This window comes from Methylocystis sp. (assembly GCF_051062815.1).
Taxonomy (GTDB): domain Bacteria; phylum Pseudomonadota; class Alphaproteobacteria; order Rhizobiales; family Beijerinckiaceae; genus Methylocystis.
Window position 1 is genome coordinate 14,520 of sequence record NZ_JBPFDU010000071.1, and the last position, 24,306, is coordinate 38,825.

Here is a 24,306-nt window from a genome sequence, read left to right on the forward strand (position 1 = left end):
CCCGGGACGCTCTCTCTTTGCTCCTCCCGGGCTCGCCCTCACGGCCAAGCCCTTTTCCTCTTCTCTCCCCCCGCCGTCGCGCCGACGATCAGCGCCGTGACGCCGCCGCCGCCAATCCGTCAGAACGACGACGCCGATTTTTGTGATGACTTACTGCGCCGCGCAACGGCGTTCTCGCGACAGCGGGCGCGCCAGGCGATTGCGTAAGGCCGATCCGTCGGCGTCAACAGATCCAGAATGTCCTCGGGGCAGTCGCTCGCGCAGGGCCCCATAGCTTCGGTCATATCTTTGTAGCCGAAGATGAATCCTTCCGGATCACGCGGATTGTAGTAGGTGAGGCAGACGAGCGCGAAGACCGCGCGCGCCCCGCCGCTGTGCTGCTCGATGGCGGCGTAATAGGTGTCGCCAAGAAGGATGGAGCGCAGGACCTTCGATCGGCCTTCCGCATTCTCGAAGGTAAACTGCGCGTCGAGATAGTCACGCGGTCCTGCATGACCGCCGAGTGATTGCATATAGAGCCAGCCCATCGCGGCGCCTTTCAAAATGGAGGGAACATGCGCGCGTCAGGGCGCGCGACGGTGGAGACAGAAGTTCAGGGAGCGACGAATGCGCGTCTCTGATCGGACGCGCCGAAGGGCCGCGTCGACGCGGCAGATGCGGCGAAAGGCGGGACAACGCGCGCCATCCCGCCTCGAGCATCATTCCGCGGCCGTGGCGCGCGGCTCCTCTTCCTCAGCGTCGAGCAAAGCCGCGTCGTCGTCATCGCCCAGGAAATCCGGCAAGGCGTCGCTTTCTTGCTTTTGGACGATTGCCGCGTCAGCATCATCCGTTGTCGAGCCGCGAAGCGGCTCGGGCAACCAGCCTGTTCCCTGGAGCAGACGCTGGGCCTCGACCGCCATGTCGGATTTTTTCAGATGGTCGATCATCTGCGCGGTCGCTTCGCCCTTGGCCTCGCGCACCGCCGCCAGAATCCGCGCCTTGGTCACCTTGCCGAAATAACTCTCAACAGTCGGCGTCCAATGCGCGCTCATATCGAGCCCGACATGTTCGGCCAGTCGATCGGCATGATCCAGCGCCTTTGAACGGCGTTCGTGCGGAAGCTGCAGCGCGTTGACGCTCTGACCGACGCAAAAGGCGAAAAGCCCGGCGGTCGACTCGCGATCCGCTTTGACCAGCCAGTCCCAGAGATCGTCCGATTTCTTCGGCAATCGCAATTGCCAATGGCCCTGCGCCTCGTCACTCGCCCGCGCCGTAGCGCTATCAGCGAGGCCGGAAGCATAGCCGCCGAGCGGTGCGGATTTGGCGTCGACCTCGATGCAGCCGTCGAAGCGGCCGGAAGAGTAAAAACTCTTCAACGCCAGCGCGTGGGTCGCTGCAAGAAACGCCGCCTCCGGATCATTGGCGAGCGCGACGCGCAGCGCGAGCGTTCGGTGGGCGGTGAGATCGCTCATCAATCGGTCGGACAGTTTCGACGAGACTTCCGTCTCGTCCTGGTCGGCCGCGTCTCCATCGGGACTGCCGACCGCACCGTCGCCAGCGCGTTTTGGAGCGGCCACCGATCCCGTGGACTCGCCGGCGGCCGGCGCGCCTGCGGGCTCCTCATCCTCGGGCCGGACAAAGCCGCGCTCGACCTTCAGAGCGCCATCATAGTCGATGCAGACAAATATGCCGGCGCGCGAGATTTCGGTCGGATCGTAGATTGCCGGTCGCTCGTCAACCGCCGCAATCTCCTTTTCGAGTTCCGCGAGCCTGCGGTCCACCTCTTCGGGAAGATCTTGCGCGCCCTCATGTTCGTCCGACAGCGCGTCATATTCGGCGAGCGCAGCGTCGTAACGCGCCTGCTGTTCTTCCGAGACGGGTGCATATGTCGCCGGCAGCCGCCGCAGCCCATTGGTGTGGCCATAGGGAAAATCGATCGCGATCTCCGACCATTTCCAGCCTTCGGCGCGAAGCGCGTCGGCGGCATCGGCGAGCTTCTCACGAGCGAGACGGTCGAGCAGGGCGACATCCTGCAGCCAGCCTCCATGATCCTGCTGGAAGAGATCGCGAAGGACGACGCCGCCCGCCGCCTCATAGGCTTCAACGCCGACGAAGACCGCGCGCTTGTCCCCCGCCTTCACCGCGCCTTCGGTCAGCATCCGCCGGATCGTGTAGGGCTCCTTGTTGTAGGAACGGTTGAGAGTCTCCCAAACTTCCTCCTGCCGCGCATGGTCGTCAGTGACGCAAAAGGCCATGAGCTGCTCGAGGCTCAATTCTTCGGCGACGTAAAGGTCGAGCAGCTTCTGGCTCGCCGCTGCGAGTTTCAGTCTCTGTCGCACCACCGGCGCGCCAACGAAAAAGCGCGCGGCGATCTCATCAATCGTGACGCCCTGATCCTGCAAATTCTTGAACGCCCGAAACTGATCGAGCGGATGCAGCGCCTCCCGCATTGTGTTCTCGGCGAGCGAATCCTCCTCCTCGATCCCGTCGGTTTTCACGATGCACGGAACGGGCGCGTTTTTCGCGAGGCGCTTCTGCTTGACGAGCGATTTAAGCGCCGCGAGACGTCGCCCGCCCGCGCTGACCGCGAATTTCCCTGTTTCGGCGCCCCCGTCGTCCACGACCGGCCGAACGCTCAAGGACTGCAGCAATCCACGCCTTGCGATATCCTCGGCCAGATCCTCGACGCTCACCCCCGCCTTGATCCGCCGCACATTCGCATCCGACGCCACGAGCTTGTCGAGCGCGATATCTCGCGCCGCCGTCAAAACAATTTTCGCCATATCCCTGAACTCCGCGACGGATGGGCGAGAGCCTCTCTTTCACCCTCTGCTCCGTCGAAAAGCCCAAAGGGCTCTCTCGCTCTCAGGCCGCCGCCTCCCTGCCGCCGCAACCGGGCACGTTCCGTACCTCGGCGCCCGCGCGCGCGTAAGCCTCGGCGACCGCGGCGAGTGGCGCATAGGACAGCGCGCGCCAGGGCGGCGGATCGGCCGGCTTGCCGATCGCGATCATCGGACCGCGAATCGCGAGGTCCGCGACCTTTCCGAAATCGACCATGCGGCTGTCGATCACGGGCAAGGCCGCCGCGATCGCCGCAGCTTTGACCGGCTCGCAATCATAGCCGCTCAGCCAGCCGGTCTCGTAATGCAATGAAAACCCGCCTCTTCCGATGAAGAGATGCCCGCCGTCAGTGGCGAGGGCCTTGGCGATCGTCTCACCGTAGTTGTCGGTCATGAGCGAAATCTCCGCGACGAGCGCGCGGGAGCCTTTCTCTCGCTTTCTGTCCCGTCGTGAAGCGCGCTCACCGCTCTCGCTCTTCGCAAAAGCAGCGTGAAAGGCCCGGCGCGCGACCGGGGGCGGCATCCTGTCCTGCCTTCCGCGCTTGTCGAGCCACAGCCTTGCTTCGGATGCCGCGCCGCAAAGCGCAAGCAGGCAAAGTCTAATAAACTGGCAAAAATTCCCGAATTGCCCTTGGCAGCCGCGCGAGAATCTATGACAGTGCTGGGGCGGTGTCGTGATTTTTCCGGGGCAAAATGATCGGCGGCGAGCCAAAGTGGTCGCGTAAGGCGGGTAAAGCGGGGGGAACGGCTCAGGCGGATCGACGACGCCGGCTCATGGTCGTCACGATCGCTGATCGGCTCGAGTCGCCCTATCTCGCAAACCTCTCGAACCGCCTAATCGCCGAACAGGCGAAGAGCGGCTTGTCGAAGCCGGAATTCGCCGAATTCGTCGGCATGTCAGGGTCGCAATTTCGCTATGTGCGTCGCCGGCTCGGGAACCCGTCCATCACAATGTTGGCGGAAATTTCGAAAAAGCTTCGCGTCCCGCTCTACGAGTTGCTCGAAGCCAAGCCGGTTCGCGATCGTAAGAATCCCTCCGGGGCGAAAATGGTCGAGACGATGGGCGCCGTCGTAAACGAGCGCTTCCGCAATAGCGGCCTGACCAAACAGGAATTTGCAAAATTTCTGAACGTATCCCTGCCGCAGCTCTATCTCATCACCGATGGCGTATCGAACCCGTCCCTGCTCGTGCTCGTGGAACTCGCGGAACGATTGGACATCAGCTTGTGGGAATTGCTCGGCGTCGAGTCGCCACGCAAAGCGGCGAGAGGCGCCAAACGCGCGGCGACCCCGAAAACTTCGCGAGCTGCGCGGCTTCCATCTCAACGAGAAGCGTGAGGAAAGAGCGCAGAGGGACCATTTCCTCGTTTTTCGTTACCTGAGGAAGGCAACAATATGACGCTTAGCCGAAGTTCGGAACGTCCGGTATTGGGCATTTCGCCGGCTTGGCTTGTCCAGCGAGGATCGGGCTGAATGCAGAATGGCAGGTTTGGCTTGAACCACTTGGAGTCGTGAGCCGTGCGACCTCAGCATGTGCCGATTCATGCAAGATACAGCTACAGTTTCAAACCAGCGTTCGACCGCGTGATTGCTCGTTGCGAAATCCAATTAAGGAGCATCGGCGATCTCCCTTGCGTTTCCCAGGAGTCCCCGAGGGTGGCAACTGATGCCGTCCTCATCAGCCTTGACCCGACATAGCTCCGAAGCTATATACATTAAATATCAGACTTTACGACGCCCGTGAGGCGGAGTTTCTGGCTGTGGAGCATCGGAGTCAGACCGAACTACTCGCCATTGCGAAGCTGTTCGCCGAATTCGGTCTGCAGCTCGGTCGCCCATCGTCGACACGCTCAAAGGCTCGAAACAGGCCAAGAGAAAGGAGATGCATTCTCTGCTGCAGACGATGAATGTCGTGCAGCCTTCGCGTGCGATCCTGAGAGGAGCACGATCGAGGTCGCGACAAGTCGGCCAGTAGCCAGAGGCGCTTCTACAAGCAGCTTATCGCCAAGGCGGGCAGCTGGTTTTCCGACCATCTGGAAAACCTTAAATCCGTAAAGAAGGGGACGATCCTGTGGGAAGGAGCATCGATCAGGTCATAGCTTCCCTGCCCCGCGACCAGCAGGAGCAGATCGAAGCGCGCTATGACGAACTCCGGCAGGAGGTCGAAGGACTCCGCGGGCTGCGCCAGATCGCGGGCAAGGCCCAGGAAGATGTCGCGACCGCCCTGAACATCAAACAACCCTCCGTCTCCAAGATCGAAAACCAGGCGGATATGTATCTCTCGACGCTACGCAGCTATGTCGAAGCGATCGGTGGCAAACTCGAACTGACGGTGAAGCTGCCGGCCCGGCCGCCCGTACGGATCGAACATCTCGGCGTCCTAACTCAGCCGGCAGCGAAGCCAGCAGCAAGGCGAGCTGGTTCTCGGCGGAGGCTTGCTTGACGCCCGAGACAATCACTCGACTTCTGGCCTCAATGAACGCCGGCCGCCTTTTGGTGGTCTGCGGCGCCGGGCTGTCGATGGCGCCGCCCAGCAGCCTGCCGTCTGCCCGAACTGTCGCCGAGCGCTGCTTCGACAAATATCGTCTTGAATCAGACCCGAACTGCGAGCTTGCTCTACGGGAGAATCTTGAGGCTCTCGCCGAGCACTTCGCGGGCCTCAATGCCCTGCAATCGGTCTTCATCGAACATCTGGTGCCCTGGCCCGCCTTCGTGCGGCCTTCGAACACCGGGCATGCCGCAATAGCCGATTTTCTCATCATTCGCGCCGCCGTTGCCGGCATATCGAGCAACTACGACACGCTTATTGAGCGGCGGGCATGGGACTACGGCGCGGACTTCCGCGGTTCACTCGACGGCGACGAGGCTACCGCCGATGCAGTCCGTCAGGCGCCCCTGCTGAAATTCCACGGCTGCTCCCATCGCGACCGGCCGTCCACAGTCTGGGCACCTTCGCAGATCGACGATCCGATAATATCGGCTCGCATCGCTCGAAGCAAAGTATGGATGGCCGCCAACCTTCGGCAAAAGGACCTGCTCGTCGTCGGCTTCTGGTCGGACTGGGAATACCTCAACGCTGTGATCGGCGAAGCGCTGATTGACGTGCAGCCGCTGTCTGTAACGGTGGTCGATCTTTCGCCGCCGAATGCGCTCGAGCAGAAGGCTCCGCAGCTCTGGGAGATAGCGCACGCTCAGAACGTGACGTTCGAGCATGTCCAAGAGTCTGGGGCCGTGGCGCTCGACGAGCTTCGTCGCGCGTTCTCATCGAACTACCTTCGTCAGGTCCTGGACGCCGGGCGGGCTGCCTTCGAGCACGCCACCGGAGTTCAATGCGACCCGGCTTGGCTAGACGTCGGAAACTTCGACAGCGAGGCCCTTTATGGTCTGAGGCGGGATGCCGAGGGTGTCTCGGCGGCGGAGCCGGCCAAGCTGCTACGCCCGGCGAATCCGGAGGCCTTGGGCTTCTTCCACTTGCTGCTCCGTCAGGCGGGAGCAGTTCAACGCGCCGACGGTTACGAGCTCAACAGCCGGACCATTCGCGTCATAAACGGGGCGCAATCCGTCCTCGGGACGCTACGCGGAAAGTTCGTCGAGCCGCCTGCTGCGATGCAGTCCGACATTGTTGTCGCGGTCGGCGCAACCGACCTGGGAGTCCCCGACAACGTCGTCCGGAGCGGGCGCGCAGGCGATGTCATTCGTCCAGACCCGACGGGCAAGTGGTTCGATCTCCCTGCGGCAAGAGCGGTGTTGGGCATCTGATGGACATCTTGACGCAAGCAGAAATCCTCCTTCGGGACGCCCATTACGAAACCTGGACGTGGACTGGCTCGGCCGGCCCGGTGACCTGTTTGGAAAGCGCGGCGCTGATGGGATTCGTCCACGTCTTCGACACCGCAGATGCGCTCCTCACCACCTGGAAGGAGAACCAGCAGATCGCGCTCGCTCGGCACGCCGCTTCGTTGCGCGGTGCCGGAGCGAAGGCGTGGAACGTCTACTCGGTTTTTCTGACTCCGGATCAGGATGCGCGTCGAGGGCGCGAGATCGAGCGCATCGAAGAGGATTTTTCTTTGACCCGAAAGATCGCCCGGGCCTCGATTACCACAGCCGATGACGTTGAGAAGGCGCTTCTACCTCTGCTGTCCATGCGCTCCAAGCCGCTGCTCGGCGCGTCCAACTTCGAAACGAGATTGCGTACCAGGCTGAAGGACATTCCTGCCGATGCCGTTACCGCGTTCCTCAACGAAACCACGCCGGCGGAGGTCGCTCGCATTTTGGGAGCGACATCATGAGGCTCGATTTCATCGAAGTATGCGGCTTTCGTGGCTTCAGGGATCTCGTCCGGATCAACTTCGGACGGGGCTTCACCGTCATCACCGGCCGGAACGGCGTGGGCAAGAGCACCCTGTGCGATGCGGTCGAGTTCGCGATCACGGGCTCCATCGACAAATACGCCGTCGAGAAGGCGGCGAAGGAAAGCCTCAGCGATTACCTCTGGTGGCGCGGTGAAGGTGTTCCCAATGCCCATTACGTCACGGCCTCTTTCGTTGACGACGACGGGAAGCCATTCACCATCACGCGGACGCGGGAATCCGGCTCCGATCGCTCATCAGAGGAGATCCACGCCGCGCTCTGCCGCGGACCCGCGCCAGACGACGCGCTCAGGCAACTCACTCGGACCTCGATAATCCGCGACGAATGGATCGCTGCGCTCAGCCTGGACCTCACCGAAACGGAGCGATTCGATCTCGTGCGCTCGGCGCTCGGCGCATTGGAAGGCTCCGAAGCGGGTAGCAGAGCCAAGGAGGTCGTGGCGTCCGCCGAAGCCGCTCACTCTAAAGACGAGGCCGCCTATGAGGCCGCCCGTTTGCGCCTCGCGGACAGGCTAACGCAGCAGTCTGAGACACAAGCCTCCTTTAGCCGATCCGGGGATGTTTCTGCCGCGCTCCAGGTGATCGCCGCCGCGGCGCCGGATGCGCAGCCCGAGCTGACGGCGCGGCTGGTAGCAGGTCGAAACGCGCTCGTGAACGGACGGGCCCGATTGGGTCGAATGGGCGACGCGCTTCAACTCGGTCGCGAGGTCGCGTTTGCGCAGGCGGCCTTCAACGCCCCGGAGGCCGTTGCGAACCGGGAGGCCGCATCAGCGGCGAACGAAGCGGCGCAGCGCGAGCATCAGTCTGCGCAGCAAGCCGTCTCGGAAGCCGAACAGCGCCTCGTGCGCGAAGAAGAGATGGACGCGATCGCGGCGTCGCTGAGCCTTCTCGTCGAGCACGGTGAGCGCCTCGGGCTGCACGACGATCATTGCCCGCTATGCGCGGCCCACCGAACGTCGGACGAGTTTGCCGCCGGTCTGGCCGCTGCACGGCGACGGATTACATCACTGGCGTCGGGCGTTCAGGCCGCTCGCGATGCTCTCGCCACCGCGAAAGACAATGCGCGGCAACCCAGCCTCGCGTTCCAGGCAGCAGCTGCCTCCGTTCAAATTCATGCGGACGAGCTGCGCCGCCTGCGCGTCCAGGAAGCGGCGCATGTGGATTTCTACACTCAGTGGGGGCTCGATCACCGCTTGATCCATGATCCTGACGGGCTGGAGCAGGCGATTTCTCTCGAACGAGACCGGTTGATCGACCTTGAGCGTGCGCTCCTCGTGCTGGAGGCCTCACAAGCGGTGGCGCGGATGTCGTCGATCGAAAACAACATCTCGGCGCTGCGAGTTGAAATCGAGAAGCTGGCGCAGGCGGTCAGCCAGTCACAAAATGCCGTCACCGCAGCCCGCGAAATCGAACGCTCTGTCAAGCGCGTGAGCGCTGAGATCATCGACGAGCGGCTCGCTCAGATCAGTCCTCTGCTCAACGAACTCTATCAACGCCTGCGACCGCACGCCGACTGGCGAACGATCGACTACAGCATCCGCGGCGACGTCCGGCGTTTCCTCAGCCTCAAGGTGGGAGACGGCCTGAACCCGCAATTCGTCTTCAGCAGCGGCCAGCGCCGCGCAGCAGGTCTGGCCTTCCTTCTCTCGGTCCATCTTGCGCGGGCGTGGACACTTCTGCTCGACGACCCCGTTCAGCACATCGATGATTTCAGGGCTCTTCACCTAGTCGAAGTGCTCGCCGCTCTCCGCTTGGACGGGCGCCAGATAATCTGCGCGGTCGAAGACCCCGCGCTGGCCGATCTGCTATGCCGGCGCTTGGTGAGCACCTCGACGGAGGGAGGCCGGCGTCTCGACATCGAACTTGGACTGCTCGGCACCACAAGCGTAGTCATCGACCAGGATATTCATCCGATGCCGGTCGGCGTTCTACGTGGTGTCGCCACCGCATGATGACCGAGACCGCGCAAATCGAACTTCCGGCGCCGCGCAAACGTCGAGCGCACGGCCCCTGGAGCGATCTGGCGCTCCACACGATCGGCTGGCGCGCGTTTCAGGATCTCTGCTCGCAGGTATGCGAGGTCATACTCGGCCGACCCGTGGAGATCTTCCGTGAAGCCCAGGACGGCGGCCAGGACGCGGTCTTCCTCATCCCCTCTGTAACAGACGCACCGCCCATCGGCACGGTCCAGTGCAAGCATACGTCCGATGCCATGAGGGCATTGAAGCTCAGCGATCTCACCACCGAGCTTGAGAATGTCGAGGAGCTGGTCAAAGCCGGTCAGGCTGACACCTACGCCTTCATGACGAACATGAGCGTAGATGCGCCTGTCGCGGCGGCGATGCGTGACAGGCTTCGGGCGCTCGGCGTGCGTAAGCCGCACATTCTCGGTCGCCAGTATATCGTCCGGGTCATCAGAACCAGCGCGCGCCTACGGGCTCTCGTTCCGCAGGTCTACGGCCTGGGGGACCTCACCTCAATCGTGGATGAGCGGCTAAGCGAGCAGAGTCGGGCGCTGCTTGACAGCTGGATTCCAAAGCTTCGCACGTATGTGCCGACAAAAGCCCATCGCGACGCCGTCAACGCCATTTCCAACCATGGCGTAGTGCTGCTGTTGGGCAATCCCTCAAGCGGCAAATCAGCGATCGGCGCGATCGTCTCGACAATCGCTTCTGAAAATCCGGATAACACCGTTCTCGCTTTGACCAGTCCCCGCGACTTCGAGGCCGGGTGGAATCCCAACGATCCGGGTCGCTTCTTCTGGATCGACGACGCCTTCGGCTCGAATGTGCTACGCGACGACTATGTACAGGACTGGGCGTCGGCATTCTCCAAGCTCCGGGCAGCGATCAAGCACGGCAACCGCTTTCTCCTAACCTCCCGCAAGCATATCTATGAAGCGGCGCGGCGTCGCCTCGGACAGCGCAACCTTGCCCAATTCGCTGATGGCAGCGCCGTAGTCGATGTCGGCGAACTGACGTTCGAAGAGAAGGCGCAGATTCTCTATAACCATGTGAATTTCGGCGAGCAGAGCCAGAGCTGGCGATCAAGTGTCAAGCCACACCTGGCCGCCGTCGCCGCCGTTCGTGACTTTCTTCCTGGGATTGCCGAACGCCTTGGTGACTCGAACTTCACCAAGGGGCTCTCGCCCCGCGAAAGTTCGCTCGTGCGTTTCATGGAAGAGCCAACAGAGCATCTGATCGATACGGTCAACGCCTTGGATGATCAGCTGCAAGCCGCGCTCATCCTGGTTTACGTCCATCAAGCCGGCTTCAATCCCAGGGACCATGATGTGTTGGCTGCCCAGGCGGTCGCGGAGCTGACCGGGTACACCCTGACTAAGATCCAGGATTGTTTCGCTGAGCTGAAGGGCTCGTTCCTGAAACTCTCCGGATCAAAATGGACCTTCGCCCATCCGACGATTTCCGACGCCCTGACAGAGATCCTCCGCCAGAAGCCGCATATGATGGCGGCGCTCATTCGGGGCGCGACGATCGACACCATTCTCAGCAGCTTTACGTGCGAGGGTTCGCCTCTCATTCGAGACGCGCTTGTCATCCCAACGATGCTCGACGATGCTCTGGTCGCCCGGCTCGGCCACACCCCCGATGAATGGCACCGCAATTGGATGCTATTCCACTTCCTGTCTTATCGAGCGAGCGGGCCCGTGTTCGCCAGAGCGGTCCAGCAATTTCCAAATTTACTTCGACGGTCCTGCTGGCAAACCGACCTCGCCGGCAACGATCCCCAGATCGCGGCCTACGCCCGAGCCCACCACCTCGGCATCTTACCGGACGATCTGCGCTCGGAGGCGGCCGACACCCTGGAATCCGCCGTGCTCACGAACCTAGATGCTTCCTTCTTCGACGAACCAGAGATGCTAGCGCTTGTACCGCCGCTGAGACTGGTCGGCATGGGGCTGGCACTGCGAACAACTGTGCTGCCTTCGCTCGAAGAGCGGATCGACGAGATCGTCGCCGACGCTGATTTGGACGAGGAGCCTGATAGCCACTTCAAGAAGCTTCTTGGCGTACTCGATCGCATTGAGGCGATCGGTGTCGACGCGGACGCCACAGCCCTGATCGACAACGCGCGCAATCAGGTGAAGCGGTCAGTCAAGGGACTGGAAGAGCGCAAGCGCGAGCAGGAGGAAGGCTCGGAAGATGAAGCGGATTGGACGCACATCGTGACGCAAAAGAAGGAAGAAGCTCCGGCTTCCACTCCGGTCGCCACGAAGCGCTCGGTGTTCGACGATGTCGACAAATAGTCGTGGAGATATCAAGCGATTGCACTCCAACCAGTCGGACTCGCCCTTGACCAACAGCGCGGACGCAAAGCGTCCCCTACGAGGTGCCGCCGCCGCTCAAGCAGGTTTCGACTATCAGCTCGACGTCTCAATCCTCGCTGCCTTGCAACTCCTCCTTATTTCCAAGGCGGCTACGCGCCTCGTGCTCGAACCAGCGAACGATGAGGATTTGGAAGCGGATCTGGAGCCCCACGTGCCAGGACGCCTACAACCCAGTGCGACCGTCGCAGGCGGGTACAAGCTTGTCGTCCAAGTCAAAATGGACAACGGTGAGCCTTGGTCGGTCGAGGATTTCGAAGCCCTGCTCAAGCACGGCTCCGACAAAAAGGGTGGGCGCCGAAAAGCACTACATCATCTCGACGAGCCGAACACCCGCTATCTGCTCGTCACCAATGCCGATGTAAAGGGCGCAGCGCGTGGACTGCGGGTCGAAGGCTTCGAAGAGCTCTCCGACAAGGCAAGCTTTCCTCCGAGCCTGTACGCCACATTGAAAGCGTCGCCCGAAGGCCGCGTCGCGATCTGGGGCAAGCTCACCGAGAAACAGCTCGCATCCGATATCCGAGCGCTAATGTCGGACCTGCTGCATGTTCCCAAAGTCGAGCAGCAAAATCTCATCCAAAAGCTGCGTCTCGAAGCCGGGCGGCGGACCCGAGGCAGCACGCCCGGTCTATGGACGAGCGATGACCTTCTCGCAACGGTGCGGGCGCACGGCGGGTTACTGGCCAGCTCCGCCAGCCTCGAGCATTTCGTGCCCCCTGCGAACTTCGACGAGATGCTCAAGATCCTGAACGACAAGAACGCAGTTGTCATTCGGGGGCCCTCGGGCACGGGCAAGACGCAGGCGGCGCTCAAGCTGTGCGATATAGCGCGACGGCGCGATGGTGCGTTGGAGGTTGTCACTGTTGGGGCGGACGATGCGCCGACTAGCGTACGCAAGGTCGTCAACAATGGACCGACACTCTTCTATGTCGATGATCCATGGGGCCAGTTTAGCTTACGCGGGGGCAGCGAGGCATGGACCGAGCAGCTGCCACGCCTCCTCTCCAAAGCTACGCCGGATCATCAGTTCGTCATCACGTCCCGCAGCGACATGATGCAGAGCGCCAAGGTCGGCGATAGTCTCAACGCGTGGTCCATCGAGCTGGATGCAGGCCATTACCGGGACGGTCAACTCCGCGACATTCATGACAGGCGCATGGACCAGCTACCGGCCGCTTTGCAGACCAAGGCGTACGCGTTTCGCAATAAGGTGCTCGACAGGCTTGGCACGCCGCTCGAGATCGAGCTGTACTTCGCGCATATGCAAACCGGCCCCGATGTCGGCGAAGAAGAAAATGCCTTCTTTCGCCGGCTGCTTGAGCTGGCGCAGCGCGATGCGGTGGAAGGTGTTGTCCTCAGAGCCCTATCGTCGATCGACACTTGCGGCACCTCAGCCATCGTTTGGGCGCTGCTGGCGGCACGCGGTCAGTTCGACCGCAGCCGACTCCACCCTCTTCAGCGCGCGCTACGCGGGCTTGATCGCGCGCTCGGCGACGGCCTAGACCGTCTGATCGACCGCATGGTCGCGGCCCGCCATTTGCGTCAGCCGGCCCGCACCATCGCCTTTGCTCATCCCAGCGTCCGACAAGGTTTTGAAGCCTTCGCTAGAGACAACTGGGGCCAGAGCGAGTTTGCGATCGAGACTCTGATCGCCGCGCTCGTTCAGCTGCCGTCAGCGCATCGCAGTTGGGGCATGGAAACCGCAGCCCGGATTTTTGAAGTGACGCGCTCGTTCGCTCGCCGAGAGGACGTTGATCAAGCCTTCGACATTGACTCCGGCAGCCAGAAAGCGATCGATGCCTGGCTGGACGAAAGCCTCATGGATTCGGCTTCCAAGTTCGCGCCTTTGCTGGAGCTGGCGTCGGAGGTGGGCAGCGATGCGTCCATACCGAGCCGCGTCGCGCGGTGGCTGTTGAAAGGAACGCAGCGGGGGGCTTCCTTCTTCGTCCGTAACTGGCAACCGCCGGTCTTCGACAATGCCTGGTACGACAGCGTGTCCGCGAGCCCGCTCGCAGCCAAAGTCGCCGAACGATTTATTCGTGAGGAGCTTGGCTTCGACCGAGGGAATTACGGATCGGGATTCGCCAAGCGGCTCGATCGCTTCGCACCCAACCTGACCGCTGCCTATCTCGACGCCGCGCGCCAGATGGTCGGCAACGGCTTCGAGCTTAATGCCGATGCCGTGGCAGCCGGCGCCGTGCGCGACCTAAATGGATTTGAGAGCGTCGTGCAGGCTGCGCTGGATGACCTCGCGAGCATCCACCGTCAGCACGTTCAGAGCGGCCGGGAGGAGTGGCGCGCGATTGAGGATGGCGAACGGGATCATGCCGTCGAAGAGGCCGCGCAGTCGAGCCATGAAGGCGACGGTTACACTTCCGGTGTCTTCATCGACGCCTATATCCGCCAGCTTCGCGCAGAGGGTCGCTGGTTGGTCCTCGCCAACCATCCGCGGGTCGCGGAGTTAGTCCGCGCCTGGTCGCAGGCGCTCGTGACGTCCCCCGGGCCGGTGGATGAAGACGAGCTTCTGGCTATTCTCGCGGCGGGCAAGGAGATGGATGACGAGCCAAATGTCTGGGCGGCGGTGCGAGAGCACTGGCGTGCAGCGCTGGAGCCTGCGCTTACCGCGCGCATCGGCCCTGTCCCCTCTGCGGTGCATCTGCGTGACGAGCTTGCGCTCACAGCGTTGAAAGTCGCACCAAATGCGCTGGTCGCCGCATTCCAGGAGAATGGCGAGCAGCCCGACCGGCAAGTCACGCTGCTCACTGCCATGCAGGGAGCTCGCCGGCGGCTTGGGAAAAACAGTCACGCCAAGCTGAGGCGCATCACTGGTGCACTTCCAAAGGAATTCGAGGAAATTTTCAAAGCCCTTCCCACCACGAAGCGGAAAGCTCGCCGGGTCAACGGTCCGGCGCTCGCGCTCCTGACGGGCTGTGCATCGCAACTCGATGCGGAGGTACTTGATCTCGTGGTGCCGGTCATCATCGAAAGCAGAGGCGACGCCTCGCCAGCGATTGCTCAATGGCTGACGATTGCCAGCCGCAAGGAGCATGCCGTCAGTGCGACCGAGGCGGCGATTGCAATTGGCGATACCACCCTCGTTCAAGCGGCGCTGCGGCATCAGCGCGCCGATGCGCGCCGTACGGCGCTACTTCATCTGGTGCCGACATTCCCGGATCCTTTGCCGCCGGCAATCCTCGAAATGGCATCCGATCCCGGTAGCCGCGTTCGCCGCGCTCTGGTCGCTCTGCTCGCAGAACGGCCGCATCCGGATCACCTCAAAACGCTGTTGGCTCTGATCCATGACACTTGGTCGAGCGCTGAACCGTACCACGACGAGCCCGAAAGCTTTGATATCGCCCAAGAAGCCGTCGTTGCCCTTGCCGCCAACGGTACCTTATCCGATGCGATCGGCGATACGCTTGTCGATCTTGCCGATACGACGGTAGACCGAACGCTCAGCCAATACGCCCTGATCGTCGCAGCAAATTGCTGCAGCGCCGGAATCCAGCAGAAGATCTCGAACCTCGTCAACATCCCGGAAGCGCGCTGGATCCGGCTCGACGCCCTTGATGCCTTGGCCGATGCAGGTTCCGTGGACCCGAGCATTGTCGCGCGTCTGACACCCGCGTTTCTACTGAGGTCGCCGGCAATCCTTGCGGCGCCAGCCGCTCATCTCGTCGGCGCCCATGCTCCCGCGGAAGATGCGCTTAAACTGTTTGAGCGAGTCGCCAGCTCGAACAAGCGACGCGCTCTGCTGCTCGTCGGGGCTAACGCCATGGCCAGGCGCGACAGCACGACTGCCGAGCGAATTCTCGATCTACTGGAACCCGGTCATCCGGGGCGTCAATTGTTCACTGCGGCCGGACCCCTTCCAGCGTCCATTCTGGGCGATCTTGGCAGCGTTCAAGTGCGAGAGGCTGTCCGAAAGCGGCTAGGGGATCGACTCGCCCACTCTTGATTCCAATTATTGTAAGGTCTGATTTTGAACGGTCCACTCGAAGCGTTTGACGACCGGTGTGGGGTTCGGAGCCGAACGCCCGCTAGCGGGCGACGAGCTAATTTCTGCTCTTGGCGCCAAGCAGCCGCTCATTCCTCAATGATGCGTTGCAAGGCTTTGCCCCGATCCGCTGCGACGGTCTTGTAAAGCTTGTCGAAGTCCTGACCCTCCGCAACGCAATGGAGGATTCGAACCGTAATTTCAGGATGCGCGGCGCGCAGTTCACGTGCGGCCTTGAGGCCGGGCGCATCGTTGTCGGCATAAATCGTGAGCCTCGTCACGTCGTTGGGCCAATTGACGACGCCGAAACGGTCGGCGCCAAGCGTCGCCCATACAGGCTCGCCGAATAGCAACTGCGCGGCCCATGCCTTCTCGAAACCCTCGGCGATCCCAAGCGAGGGAGTGGCCTGTGCGAGGCGGAGCATAGACGCGCCAAGCGGGCCGATTGTGCGCCGGGGAAATTCGACATCGGCTTTACGACGGCCGCCCGGATGCAAAAATGTGAGTTGAACGCCGACGATCTCGCGTGTCGGCTCCTGGGCGGCAGCGATCAGGCAGGGCAGGGCGCTTCGCGCCCGGCACCGATCGTAGCGATACGACGGCAGGAAGCGAATTGACGCCGGCGGCCTGGTCGGCAACCCGCGCTCGCGCAGGAAGCGTTCTCCGATCGTGCCCGGAACACTGAGCGCCGATCGCCAGAGACGACGCGCATACCCGCTGGTCGTTTTCGGCGTGCTCCGCTCACTGAGCGCGGGCCGATCGACGATTCCTCTGCGCGTATTGGGACAGAGCCCGTTAATGGCGGCAAATACATCGCGCGGATCGCAACCGGCGAAGCAATGCAGGATCACGCCCTTGTCGCCGTCATTGACGCTGAGCGAGGGACGCTTGTCGCCGCGCTGCTTGCCATGGGTCTTTACCGGGCAATGGCAGAGATAGCCGCGCCCCTCGCGTCGTCCTCCAAGGATTTGAGCGACGGCGTGAGCACTCCCAAGCATGGCTATTGCGGTCGGGCCGCGCGCGCCGCGTTCATCAGAATCGTGGACGGGTGCGGCAGATCGGACGCTGACCATAAGCCGCGCTTCGCTCTGGAGGCCTCACGCTCGGCGACGGCGTATTCAAATTTCGTCGGCTTACCAGCGGCGTCGGTCGCCGCGAAGGCAAAGCCCTGTGTGATTAGCACGGTGCCGAGGTCGAGTGTGTTGTTCCCAATATGGGCGGCGCAAACCGCGAAAATCATGGGCGGCTCGGCGGCCTGTGCAATCGCGGTACATCGGGGCTTCGCGTCGCGAACAAGCGCAGCGAGATAGGCGACCGACGCCTCCCCGCAATCGGTTAGTTTCTGCGCAGCATTTGTGAAAAACGTCCCGCGAATACAGCTCTGAACGCCATAGAGGCGGAAAGCCTGGCCGTTCGTGGACCAGCTGTCTCCCGTCTGAAAGGTGACGCCGGACTGCGGAAAGTCAAACACGGGGAGCGCAGGCGGTGTCTGCGTCTGTGCGCGGCCGACCGCGGGGAGCGCCATCGATGCGATGACGAGGGCGAGTCGTACTACGGTGCGCATGACTTTAATCAAGCCAGATTTGGGGGAAGTTGCACGGGCGCATTGCCCGGCATCGGCGGAATGACGCCGTTCGGCGTCGTGCCGTTGCCGGGGCACTCAGTGCCGCCATTGTTTCCGCCATTACCCGGTTTGCAGGTGGCGGCCGCCTGGTTGATCTTGCTCTGGATCGCGCCGCCCCAAGAGCAAATCGACTGGTTATTTCCGTCGAGGTTTGCGGAACCGTTCGCGAGGGTCGCATTTGTTGCCCGCACACCGCCATTGCCTGCAGTCGGACACGCGCCGCCGTGTGACTGCATCGACGCAATGTCGCTTTTGCAGATAAGCGGACCGAACTGAAAGCAAGCCATCAACATTCCTGATGTGACGCGAGTTCCGCCGATATTGCCGTTGTTGGCGAGCGTCTGATAACCGCCTTGCGTGTTCGAATTGCCGACCTGTTGCGCCCATATGCAAACCTGTTGCTGCATGGGGAGGTTCAGATATTGATCCGAGGAGATCCCGGTGCCGTTGAGATTACTCCGAGTAAGCTGCAGAACGCCGAAATTGTTGCCGTTCGACTCGCACGTGTTGCCTCCGGACTCCGCCATCGCCGCGCCGCCAAAGTTACAGGCGTTGTCCTTCAACACGTCGTTCGCGCTGTCGCACTTTTTGAGAGCGGAGGCGATATCGGAGGCTGAGTAATGGGAGTTCGAGCATCCCGATGCCAGAATGGCGTTGACCGGCGAGTTCCCCGCCGCGGCGAGCAAGGCGAACGTAATATAAGGCAAGCAGCGCATGTCGGTCCTCGCGAAACGGCCTATTCTAGATTGATGCGAATGGGCAGGGTGGTTTGCCGGCCGTCGGAAACATCGGTGAAGGTGAGCGCCCGCGTCGCGGGATCGAATGATGCGATCGTCATGTACCGTGATTGCGCATTCGTCTTGGTGCCCGTCGCGTCAGGTTGGAATGACACCACAAAATTGGGGACTTCTTGTATCAGTCGCGGCGTGCTCCCGCTTATTTCAGCGATCCGAGCCGGGCACGACAACGAATGTTCCAGACCTGTATTTACGCATTGATGATTGAGGACTGAAACCACATAAAAGCGCCTGTCGACCTTAAACTGAGTTTCGTATACGAGCCCCGTAAGCCCGATGTTCGCGTCCGGCGCAGCTGCTTGGAGATGCTTGCGGCCCGAAAGCAGCGCGGGCAGTTGATCGGACCAGATTCGTGTTTGCAAATTGCTCGTCGTTAGGCTGAAAGATTCCGCGACAAGGCGATGTGATTCGGGTTGCTGAGCGCCAGCGGTGAAGGGGATCAAAAACGCGATCACGCTTGCGGCAATCATGACGACCTCCTTCGCATAGCGAGCCAATGCGATGGATACGGCGTGACGGCGCGGCGGCGTCAAAGGCGCGAAGCGCCGACAGAAAATCCGAGCGTCCGCTTGTGGAGCCGGATTTTGTGATTGACGATCATAGCCGCCCGCTCGCGCCATCATCCGCATGGTCGATCGCGAGAGAATGGCGATGTGCTTCATGGCGTTGCTCCTTTTCATCAGCAGCTGACGGCGCGTTACCGCGTCTAATTCTCCGGGTGAAGCGGCACGGATTGAGCGCAGCGGTCGATCTCTTGATGCGACACAGTGTAGCGCAGGCGAATCGAGCGTGACGGAACATCATAAGCCGCGTAGGTGACAGTCGCGGTCGAGTCCTCCGCCGGCGCGCCTGGCGTCTTCTCGACAAAGCATGCGGCACCGTCGATGACGCTGTAGCTGTTGCTTTGAAACGTCACAAGACGCGATGGGCAAACCTTGATCCGGATACCTTGCGTCGGCGACGGATATTCATCCGTGCACAAGTAGGGCGTACTGAGCACGCTAAGGGCGACAAGTTTCGTCTGGAAATTGATCGAAAAATGCCACTCGCTGGCGCCGCGATTGCCAACAGCGATGCTCATATTGAGCAGCCCACCAGAATTGATGGGCGCCGACTTCTTGTTGCTCTCGTCGAGCCGGTCCTGCCAAAGCGAGGCGTATGATTCTGCTTCGCCCAGAGGAAAGAGAAGGTCCGAGTAAGCTACAGGACGCCACGCGCCGGGGTCGGACGTATAGGTCTGCGCGTGCGTGACCGATAAGCAACACGCGCCAAGGAACATTGCCGTTGTTGCAAAGTAGCGAACCGACGTCGAAGTCATTAGGGGTGCACCGATCGGGAGCGCTTGACAAGAGAAAACAAAGCTTTTGAAAGGCGATAGACAGCGCAAAGAAGCGCAAACGTCGGCAGGGCTATAAACAACGCAACGGCATTGCTGCGCAAGGGCGTCTGAACTTCCGGAAAGAAGACGGCGTTCGACAGATATTCGATCGGAAAGAGAACCCAGCCAATGACTTTTAAGGGCTGTGCATCGAGCCATGCCACAGCCGCAATTGCGGCGGCGATGGCGAGCGTGACGGCAATTCCGAACAAGCTGACGCCAGACATTTCCGCGTCGTAGTAGTGATTATTTTCGCCTTCATTTCTCATGAAACGCCCCGCCTGACTGGTTGTCGCGCGCGGTCGCGCAAGCGCCCGCCGCAACGACGCGCTCGAAAGCTTAATAGCGCACTTTTTTGGAGATTGCCATTTTATTAGATGCGCGTTACAGGAGGGGCGACTCCCGGGAGTTTCGCCATGCGGAAACTTTTGCTGCCTGCCCTGTGTTGCGTGTTCCCAGCGCTAAACGCCCACGCACAAGAGCACGGCGCGCGCATAAGCGCGCCGACCGCGGTGATCGCGAGGGCTGAAGGTGTTCATCAGGATGCGCCGACCAAAGTCGTGCCAGAGAGGTTCGGGCGGCTCGTCGCCGTTGACGCGGCGGCACAATCGGACATCCCCGTCGCTCAGCCTCCCGCCAAGATGCGTCAGCCGTCGATCGACGCGGCGCTGACCGGCGAGGGTGCTCTCCCTGAGCGCTGTGAAAGTGCGATGGACGACGCGAGCCTGCGCGATCTCGTCGCGCGCGAGGCGACAAGCGTCGGCGTCGATGGAAAACTAGCCCTCACGATTCTTTCGCTCGAATCCAATGACGGAGCGGACTTAAATTCACGCAAGGGCGCGCGCGGCCCCCTGCAGCTGATGCCGGACACAGCGGCCCAATATGGCGTTCACGACATATGCAATCCGGCCGAGAATGTGCATGGAGCGATGCTCTTCCTGAGAGATCTCAGCGCACAATTTGGCGGGAATTTGATGCTCATCGCCGCCGCTTATAACGCCGGGCCCGAGCGGGTCTACCAATCGCGCGGCGTGCCCGCGATTGCGGAGACGGTGCGCTACGTCGCGAACGCAACCAACAAGTATTACGGCCTTGAAGGAGTTTCGACGCGGCAATTCGGGGTCGTGACCAAACAATCCAGATTCCACGAGCCGACCGTTCAAGAAACTTCGGAGAAACCCAAGACTGACGTCAAAGGACAGCAATGGATTGGCGGCTCGGTGCTCTACGTCAGCAGCGATGATTAGGGAGAGCAGAAATGAAATTTGGGAATGGGCGCGATTGTCGATTGTTGAGTTTGATTATCTGCATTTTGATTTTTGCGGCAAGCGACGCGGCGCTGGCCTCATCCGCAACCTTTCAGCCGCTCAACACCGCGCTGTCGAGCGTTCTCGATTTTATGACGGGGACCTTCGCTACCACAGCCGCAACGGTCGCCGTCGCGGCGGTCGGGTATCTCGCGCTCACATCTCGCATTCCGTGGGGATGGGCGTTCTCCGTCGTCATCGGCGTCGCGCTGATCTTCGGGGCAGCGCAGGTCGTCACGTCACTCACCGGCGGGATGGGGGGACGCTGATGGCTTCTAGAAGGCCCAAACTAGACCCTCTCGTTGGCGGCCTGACGCGGCCGCCTATGATGCTCGGCGTTCCCTATGTGCTGTTTGTTCTTGAATGCTGCGTTGTCGTGCTGATCTTCATCAACACGAAGAATCTGCTGATGTTCCTGCTGTTTCCGCCGATCCATGCCGTGGCCTATGTGCTCACGGTTCGGGACAATCGCTTTGTCGATGTGATCCTGACGCGCTTCGGCAAGTGCCCGATCACCCGCAATCACCGATTTTGGGGCGGCGACTCCTATCAGCCATAAGGTGGCGACGTGGCGAAACTCGCAAAGCACATTCTGCGGTCTCTAACGTTCGGCGCGATCGAGGCGAAAGAGGCCGCGATTGCGAAGCATATTCCCTATCTGCGCCACATAGAGGAACAGATCGTCAAAACCAAAGACGGTCATTTCCTCATGGTCGTGAAAATCGGCGGCTTTTGCTTCCAGACGGCCGATCAAGCCGACATCGACATGCGGCTCTCTGCGCGCAACACACTCCTGCGCGCGATGAACGATAGCCGCTTCGCCGTCTATTGCCACACGATACGCCGGGAGGTCGTCCCCGAAATCGGCGGCGCTTTCGACAACTGGTTCTGCCGGGAGCTGGATCGCCGCTACATGGCGGGACAAGCGAAAAAACGTATGTTTGTCAATGATCTCTATGTGACGATCATCCGGCGCGGCTTCGTCGGCAAGGTCGGTATGGCGGAGAGGGCCGCGACTCTCTTCCGCAAGGGCTTCGGCGTCGACACAAAGGAAATCGAGCGCGAGGCGATCCGCGAGCTGAAGGACACGACGGCGAACTATTGCCGGGAGATGGCGAGCTATGCGCCGCGCACCCTCGGTTGTGTGATGCGAAAAGGCGTCGTCTGCTCTGAAATCGCCGAGTTCCTGGCGATGCTTATCAATGGCGGCGCGCCGCTGAGCCTAGCTCTGCCACGCATGCCGCTCGACGCCTATCTCCCGACAAAACGCGTCACCTTCGGCAAAAAGGCGATGGAGCTGCGCGGCGCGTCATCCGCCGATACGCGTTTCGGGGCCCTGCTCTCGGTACGTGAATATCCCGCCTATACGGGGGCCGGGATGCTCGACGGGCTGCTCCGCATTCCCCACGAGCTGATCGTGTCGCAGTCCTTCGCGCTCGAAGACCGGGCGCCGGTGATAACGCATATTGCGAAGGTCGAGCGCCAGATCAAAGCCTCCGACGAGGCCGGAACGGAAGTCGAGGCGGCGATCACCATCGCGCGCAATGAACTGGTCACCGGCGCGACGGTGCTCGGCTACCATCATCTGACGGTCTGCGCGCTCGGCCGCACGATCCGCGAGATGGAATCCTGCGTGCAGGCCGCGACGCAGGAGCTGCAGAATTTCGGGACGATCATCGTTCGCGAAGACATGAACGCTGAGCCTTGCTTCTGGGCGCAGTTACCGGGCAATTTCGGTTATATCGCGCGCCGCTCGCTGATTTCTTCACGTAATTTCGTCGGCTTTGCGTCGCTTCACAATTTCGCGGTCGGTCAGAAGGACTGGAATCGTTGGGGACCGGCAATCTCGGTCCTGGAGACGACGAGCCAGACGCCCTATTGGTTCAACTTCCATCGACGGCAGGTTGGCAATTTTACCGTCGTCGGCCCGACCGGCTCCGGCAAGACCGTCGGGCTCGGCTTTCTGCTCGCGCAAGCGATGCGTGTCACGCCGCGCCCGCGCGTCGCCTTCTTCGACAAGGATCGCGGCGCCGATCCGCTGATCCGGGCGATGGGCGGCTCCTATGAGGTGCTGGCGCCGGGCGTGCCAACCGGCTTCAACCCGCTGCAACTAGCGGGGTCTGCCGAAGACCGCGCCTTTCTCCACGACTTGCTGAGCTTCATGGTCCGGCCACGCGATGGCTCGGACCTGTCAGCACTGCAAATCAAAATCATCGAACGCGCGGTCGATCAGATTTTTTCGATTCCCGCGCGCGAGCGCCGGTTTTCCGACGTTGCGCAATTGCTGCGCGGCGCCGAACGAATGGGGCAGGACGATCTCGCGTCGCGCTTCGACGTCTGGACCAAGGCGCGCGGCTGGCTGTTCAATAATGACGTCGATCGCTGGTCGGCCACAAACGGCGTCTTCGGCTTCGACATGACGAAAGTGCTCGAAGACGACGATATTCGCACCGCAGCTCTCGCCTACATTTTCCACCGCATTGAAGCGATGATGGATGGCGCACCCATGATGCTGTTCATCGATGAGGGATGGAAAACCCTGACCGACGACAGGTTTGCGTCCTTTCTCAACGACAAGCTGAAAACCATCCGTAAGCTCAACGGCATTGTCGGATTCGGAACGCAGTCGGCAAAAGACATTATCCAGTCGCCCATGGGGCACACGCTGCTCGAACAAACGCCGACGAATATCTTCTTCCCGAACGCGAAGGCGGATTATGCGAGCTATGTCGAAGGCTTCAAGCTGTCGGAACGCGAATTCGAATGGGTTCTCAACACCCACCCCGACTCCCGTCAGTTTTTGATCAAGCATGACCAGGACTCGGTCATCGCGCGTCTCGATCTTTCGGACATGCCCGATTTTGTGAAAGTGCTCTCGGGCAATGTCGAAACGGTCGCCGAATGCGAGGAATTGCGCGCGCGGGTCGGGAATGATCCGCGCATCTGGGTGCCCATCTTCTGCGATTGGACCGAAGCCCGAAAGGAGGTCGCCGATGCGGCTTAGCCTTGGCGTCGCCGTGGCCGGCTTCTTGTGGGTCGCCACGGCGGGCGCGGTCGTGCCTGTGATCGATCCGCCACGCGAGGGGACGGAAAAGAGCATCGCGGACTGCATGAAGAAGGCGCGGGTCTATAAGGACCAGACGCTCGAGCCGTCTAAGGGGATCACAAAGAGTCACAATACGCCCGGTTCAGCGGCCGGCTCCGTGCCGCCTGCGGGCGGCGCTGATGTGTCGGGTTCGCGGGCAGACGCGTCCGGTGGTTCGCTCTCCAATATGGATCTGAGCAATCTAACGCCGGCGCAGCCGACAAGTGGGCCGGCCGCCTATACACCGCAGTCCCTGAATTTGAAGACGTCGGCGCAAACGGTTTCATCGCTGCAAAATATGGCGCCAGCGCTCGCCTCGAATACGTCGGAACAACGCTACGCGTCGCTGGCGATCGGCGCGCTGCCGCTCGCGCAAGGCGCATGGGACCAAAACAGCCAAGCGAGATCGAATAATGGCGCGCTTTGGAACCAGCTGATTATGGCCGGGCTTCTGACCACGCAACTCGTGAATCAGCGCAACGTCAATGTCACAGGCGGCAGCAGTTACGCCGCCAATATTTTTAGCTTCGACCCCGCACGGGCGACATTCGTCGACCCGCGTGTGTCGCCTCAATAGGGGAGTG

General features: G+C 61.4%; 21 protein-coding genes. 12 read left to right on the top strand and 9 right to left on the bottom strand.

The window, feature by feature from the left end:
• Positions 1-119: 119 nt before the first annotated feature.
• The 3 genes from ACR65W_RS11755 to ACR65W_RS11765 form a co-directional block, all read right to left on the bottom strand.
• On the bottom strand, positions 120-527 hold the full coding sequence (locus tag ACR65W_RS11755; protein WP_175095519.1) for a hypothetical protein: 408 nt from the start codon (positions 525-527) through the stop codon (positions 120-122).
• Positions 528-698: 171 nt separating this feature from the next.
• Positions 699-2,762: a ParB/RepB/Spo0J family partition protein gene (locus ACR65W_RS11760; RefSeq protein ID WP_434499120.1), complete on the bottom strand. Its 2,064-nt coding sequence runs from the start codon at positions 2,760-2,762 to the stop codon at positions 699-701.
• A gap of 82 nt (positions 2,763-2,844) precedes the next feature.
• Positions 2,845-3,213, bottom strand: coding sequence for a hypothetical protein (locus tag ACR65W_RS11765; RefSeq protein WP_434499121.1), 369 nt, complete (start codon positions 3,211-3,213; stop codon positions 2,845-2,847).
• 380 nt (positions 3,214-3,593) lie between these two features.
• Here ACR65W_RS11765 and ACR65W_RS11770 point away from each other — a divergent pair, with 380 nt between their 5' ends.
• The 7 genes from ACR65W_RS11770 to ACR65W_RS11800 all read left to right on the top strand — a co-directional run bounded on the left by ACR65W_RS11770 (position 3,594) and on the right by ACR65W_RS11800 (position 15,492).
• Positions 3,594-4,157 carry a helix-turn-helix domain-containing protein gene (locus ACR65W_RS11770; RefSeq protein ID WP_158273669.1) on the top strand — a complete coding sequence of 188 codons (564 nt, stop codon included), beginning with the start codon at positions 3,594-3,596 and terminating at the stop codon, positions 4,155-4,157.
• A gap of 733 nt (positions 4,158-4,890) precedes the next feature.
• Complete coding sequence (locus ACR65W_RS11775; protein ID WP_109027252.1) at positions 4,891-5,262, top strand: XRE family transcriptional regulator; 372 nt, start codon at positions 4,891-4,893, stop codon at positions 5,260-5,262.
• Positions 5,259-6,578 carry an SIR2 family protein gene (locus tag ACR65W_RS11780; RefSeq protein ID WP_109027251.1) on the top strand — a complete coding sequence of 440 codons (1,320 nt, stop codon included), beginning with the start codon at positions 5,259-5,261 and terminating at the stop codon, positions 6,576-6,578. Before ACR65W_RS11775 ends, ACR65W_RS11780 begins: the two co-directional genes overlap by 4 nt.
• On the top strand, positions 6,578-7,108 hold the full coding sequence (locus tag ACR65W_RS11785) for a hypothetical protein (RefSeq protein ID WP_109027250.1): 531 nt from the start codon (positions 6,578-6,580) through the stop codon (positions 7,106-7,108). The genes ACR65W_RS11780 and ACR65W_RS11785 overlap by 1 nt, the downstream gene beginning before the upstream one ends.
• A complete protein-coding gene (locus ACR65W_RS11790) occupies positions 7,105-9,141 on the top strand; it encodes an AAA family ATPase (RefSeq protein WP_434499122.1) in 2,037 nt (678 codons plus the stop codon). The genes ACR65W_RS11785 and ACR65W_RS11790 overlap by 4 nt, the downstream gene beginning before the upstream one ends.
• Positions 9,138-11,456 (top strand): hypothetical protein, encoded by a 2,319-nt coding sequence (locus ACR65W_RS11795; protein ID WP_109027248.1) that lies wholly within the window; start codon positions 9,138-9,140, stop codon positions 11,454-11,456. The genes ACR65W_RS11790 and ACR65W_RS11795 overlap by 4 nt, the downstream gene beginning before the upstream one ends.
• A 46-nt stretch (positions 11,457-11,502) precedes the next feature.
• Positions 11,503-15,492 carry a hypothetical protein gene (locus ACR65W_RS11800; protein WP_175095516.1) on the top strand — a complete coding sequence of 1,330 codons (3,990 nt, stop codon included), beginning with the start codon at positions 11,503-11,505 and terminating at the stop codon, positions 15,490-15,492.
• A gap of 128 nt (positions 15,493-15,620) precedes the next feature.
• Here ACR65W_RS11800 and ACR65W_RS11805 read toward each other — a convergent pair whose 3' ends face one another.
• From ACR65W_RS11805 to ACR65W_RS11830, 6 genes are all read right to left on the bottom strand, one after another.
• Positions 15,621-16,529, bottom strand: a complete 909-nt coding sequence (locus tag ACR65W_RS11805; protein ID WP_175095515.1) for a DUF7146 domain-containing protein — start codon at positions 16,527-16,529, stop codon at positions 15,621-15,623.
• Between the two features lie 2 nt (positions 16,530-16,531).
• Positions 16,532-17,095, bottom strand: a complete 564-nt coding sequence (locus ACR65W_RS11810; RefSeq protein WP_146190125.1) for a thermonuclease family protein — start codon at positions 17,093-17,095, stop codon at positions 16,532-16,534.
• An 8-nt stretch (positions 17,096-17,103) separates the two neighbouring features.
• Complete coding sequence (locus tag ACR65W_RS11815; protein ID WP_175095514.1) at positions 17,104-17,871, bottom strand: hypothetical protein; 768 nt, start codon at positions 17,869-17,871, stop codon at positions 17,104-17,106.
• 20 nt (positions 17,872-17,891) lie between these two features.
• Positions 17,892-18,422, bottom strand: coding sequence for a hypothetical protein (locus ACR65W_RS11820; RefSeq protein WP_146190124.1), 531 nt, complete (start codon positions 18,420-18,422; stop codon positions 17,892-17,894).
• 236 nt (positions 18,423-18,658) lie between these two features.
• Positions 18,659-19,033 (bottom strand): hypothetical protein, encoded by a 375-nt coding sequence (locus ACR65W_RS11825; RefSeq protein ID WP_146190123.1) that lies wholly within the window; start codon positions 19,031-19,033, stop codon positions 18,659-18,661.
• Between the two features lie 236 nt (positions 19,034-19,269).
• Entirely contained in the window at positions 19,270-19,599 is a 330-nt protein-coding gene (locus ACR65W_RS11830; RefSeq protein WP_109027242.1) for a hypothetical protein, read from the bottom strand.
• A gap of 147 nt (positions 19,600-19,746) precedes the next feature.
• On the opposite strand from ACR65W_RS11830, the gene ACR65W_RS11835 reads away from it, so the two are divergent.
• Genes ACR65W_RS11835 through ACR65W_RS11855 form a run of 5 tightly spaced genes read left to right on the top strand, consistent with a single transcriptional unit; the run spans position 19,747 to position 24,299 of the window.
• Positions 19,747-20,577, top strand: coding sequence for a lytic transglycosylase domain-containing protein (locus ACR65W_RS11835; RefSeq protein WP_232366158.1), 831 nt, complete (start codon positions 19,747-19,749; stop codon positions 20,575-20,577).
• An 11-nt stretch (positions 20,578-20,588) separates the two neighbouring features.
• A complete protein-coding gene (locus tag ACR65W_RS11840) occupies positions 20,589-20,906 on the top strand; it encodes a TrbC/VirB2 family protein (protein ID WP_175095513.1) in 318 nt (105 codons plus the stop codon).
• Positions 20,906-21,196: a type IV secretion system protein VirB3 gene (locus ACR65W_RS11845; RefSeq protein ID WP_434499124.1), complete on the top strand. Its 291-nt coding sequence runs from the start codon at positions 20,906-20,908 to the stop codon at positions 21,194-21,196. The genes ACR65W_RS11840 and ACR65W_RS11845 overlap by 1 nt, the downstream gene beginning before the upstream one ends.
• Before the next feature lie 9 nt (positions 21,197-21,205).
• Positions 21,206-23,641 (top strand): VirB4 family type IV secretion/conjugal transfer ATPase, encoded by a 2,436-nt coding sequence (locus tag ACR65W_RS11850; protein WP_434499125.1) that lies wholly within the window; start codon positions 21,206-21,208, stop codon positions 23,639-23,641.
• Positions 23,631-24,299 (top strand): hypothetical protein, encoded by a 669-nt coding sequence (locus ACR65W_RS11855; RefSeq protein ID WP_175095511.1) that lies wholly within the window; start codon positions 23,631-23,633, stop codon positions 24,297-24,299. Before ACR65W_RS11850 ends, ACR65W_RS11855 begins: the two co-directional genes overlap by 11 nt.
• Positions 24,300-24,306: the final 7 nt, after the last annotated feature.

Bases quoted from the DNA above. Each gene is read 5' to 3' on its own strand.
- ACR65W_RS11770 (WP_158273669.1), top strand. From the start codon at position 3,594: ATGGTCGTCACGATCGCTGATCGGCTCGAGTCGCCCTATCTCGCAAAC.
- ACR65W_RS11830 (WP_109027242.1), bottom strand. From the start codon at position 19,599: ATGAGAAATGAAGGCGAAAATAATCACTACTACGACGCGGAAATGTCT.
- ACR65W_RS11840 (WP_175095513.1), top strand. From the start codon at position 20,589: ATGAAATTTGGGAATGGGCGCGATTGTCGATTGTTGAGTTTGATTATC.
- ACR65W_RS11855 (WP_175095511.1), top strand. From the start codon at position 23,631: ATGCGGCTTAGCCTTGGCGTCGCCGTGGCCGGCTTCTTGTGGGTCGCC.
- ACR65W_RS11825 (WP_146190123.1), bottom strand. From the start codon at position 19,033: ATGAGCATCGCTGTTGGCAATCGCGGCGCCAGCGAGTGGCATTTTTCG.
- ACR65W_RS11820 (WP_146190124.1), bottom strand. From the start codon at position 18,422: ATGATTGCCGCAAGCGTGATCGCGTTTTTGATCCCCTTCACCGCTGGC.
- ACR65W_RS11810 (WP_146190125.1), bottom strand. From the start codon at position 17,095: ATGCGCACCGTAGTACGACTCGCCCTCGTCATCGCATCGATGGCGCTC.
- ACR65W_RS11755 (WP_175095519.1), bottom strand. From the start codon at position 527: ATGGGCTGGCTCTATATGCAATCACTCGGCGGTCATGCAGGACCGCGT.
- ACR65W_RS11835 (WP_232366158.1), top strand. From the start codon at position 19,747: ATGCGGAAACTTTTGCTGCCTGCCCTGTGTTGCGTGTTCCCAGCGCTA.
- ACR65W_RS11760 (WP_434499120.1), bottom strand. From the start codon at position 2,762: ATGGCGAAAATTGTTTTGACGGCGGCGCGAGATATCGCGCTCGACAAG.
- ACR65W_RS11815 (WP_175095514.1), bottom strand. From the start codon at position 17,871: ATGCGCTGCTTGCCTTATATTACGTTCGCCTTGCTCGCCGCGGCGGGG.
- ACR65W_RS11785 (WP_109027250.1), top strand. From the start codon at position 6,578: ATGGACATCTTGACGCAAGCAGAAATCCTCCTTCGGGACGCCCATTAC.
- ACR65W_RS11805 (WP_175095515.1), bottom strand. From the start codon at position 16,529: ATGCTTGGGAGTGCTCACGCCGTCGCTCAAATCCTTGGAGGACGACGC.
- ACR65W_RS11845 (WP_434499124.1), top strand. From the start codon at position 20,906: ATGGCTTCTAGAAGGCCCAAACTAGACCCTCTCGTTGGCGGCCTGACG.
- ACR65W_RS11765 (WP_434499121.1), bottom strand. From the start codon at position 3,213: ATGACCGACAACTACGGTGAGACGATCGCCAAGGCCCTCGCCACTGAC.
- ACR65W_RS11790 (WP_434499122.1), top strand. From the start codon at position 7,105: ATGAGGCTCGATTTCATCGAAGTATGCGGCTTTCGTGGCTTCAGGGAT.
- ACR65W_RS11795 (WP_109027248.1), top strand. From the start codon at position 9,138: ATGATGACCGAGACCGCGCAAATCGAACTTCCGGCGCCGCGCAAACGT.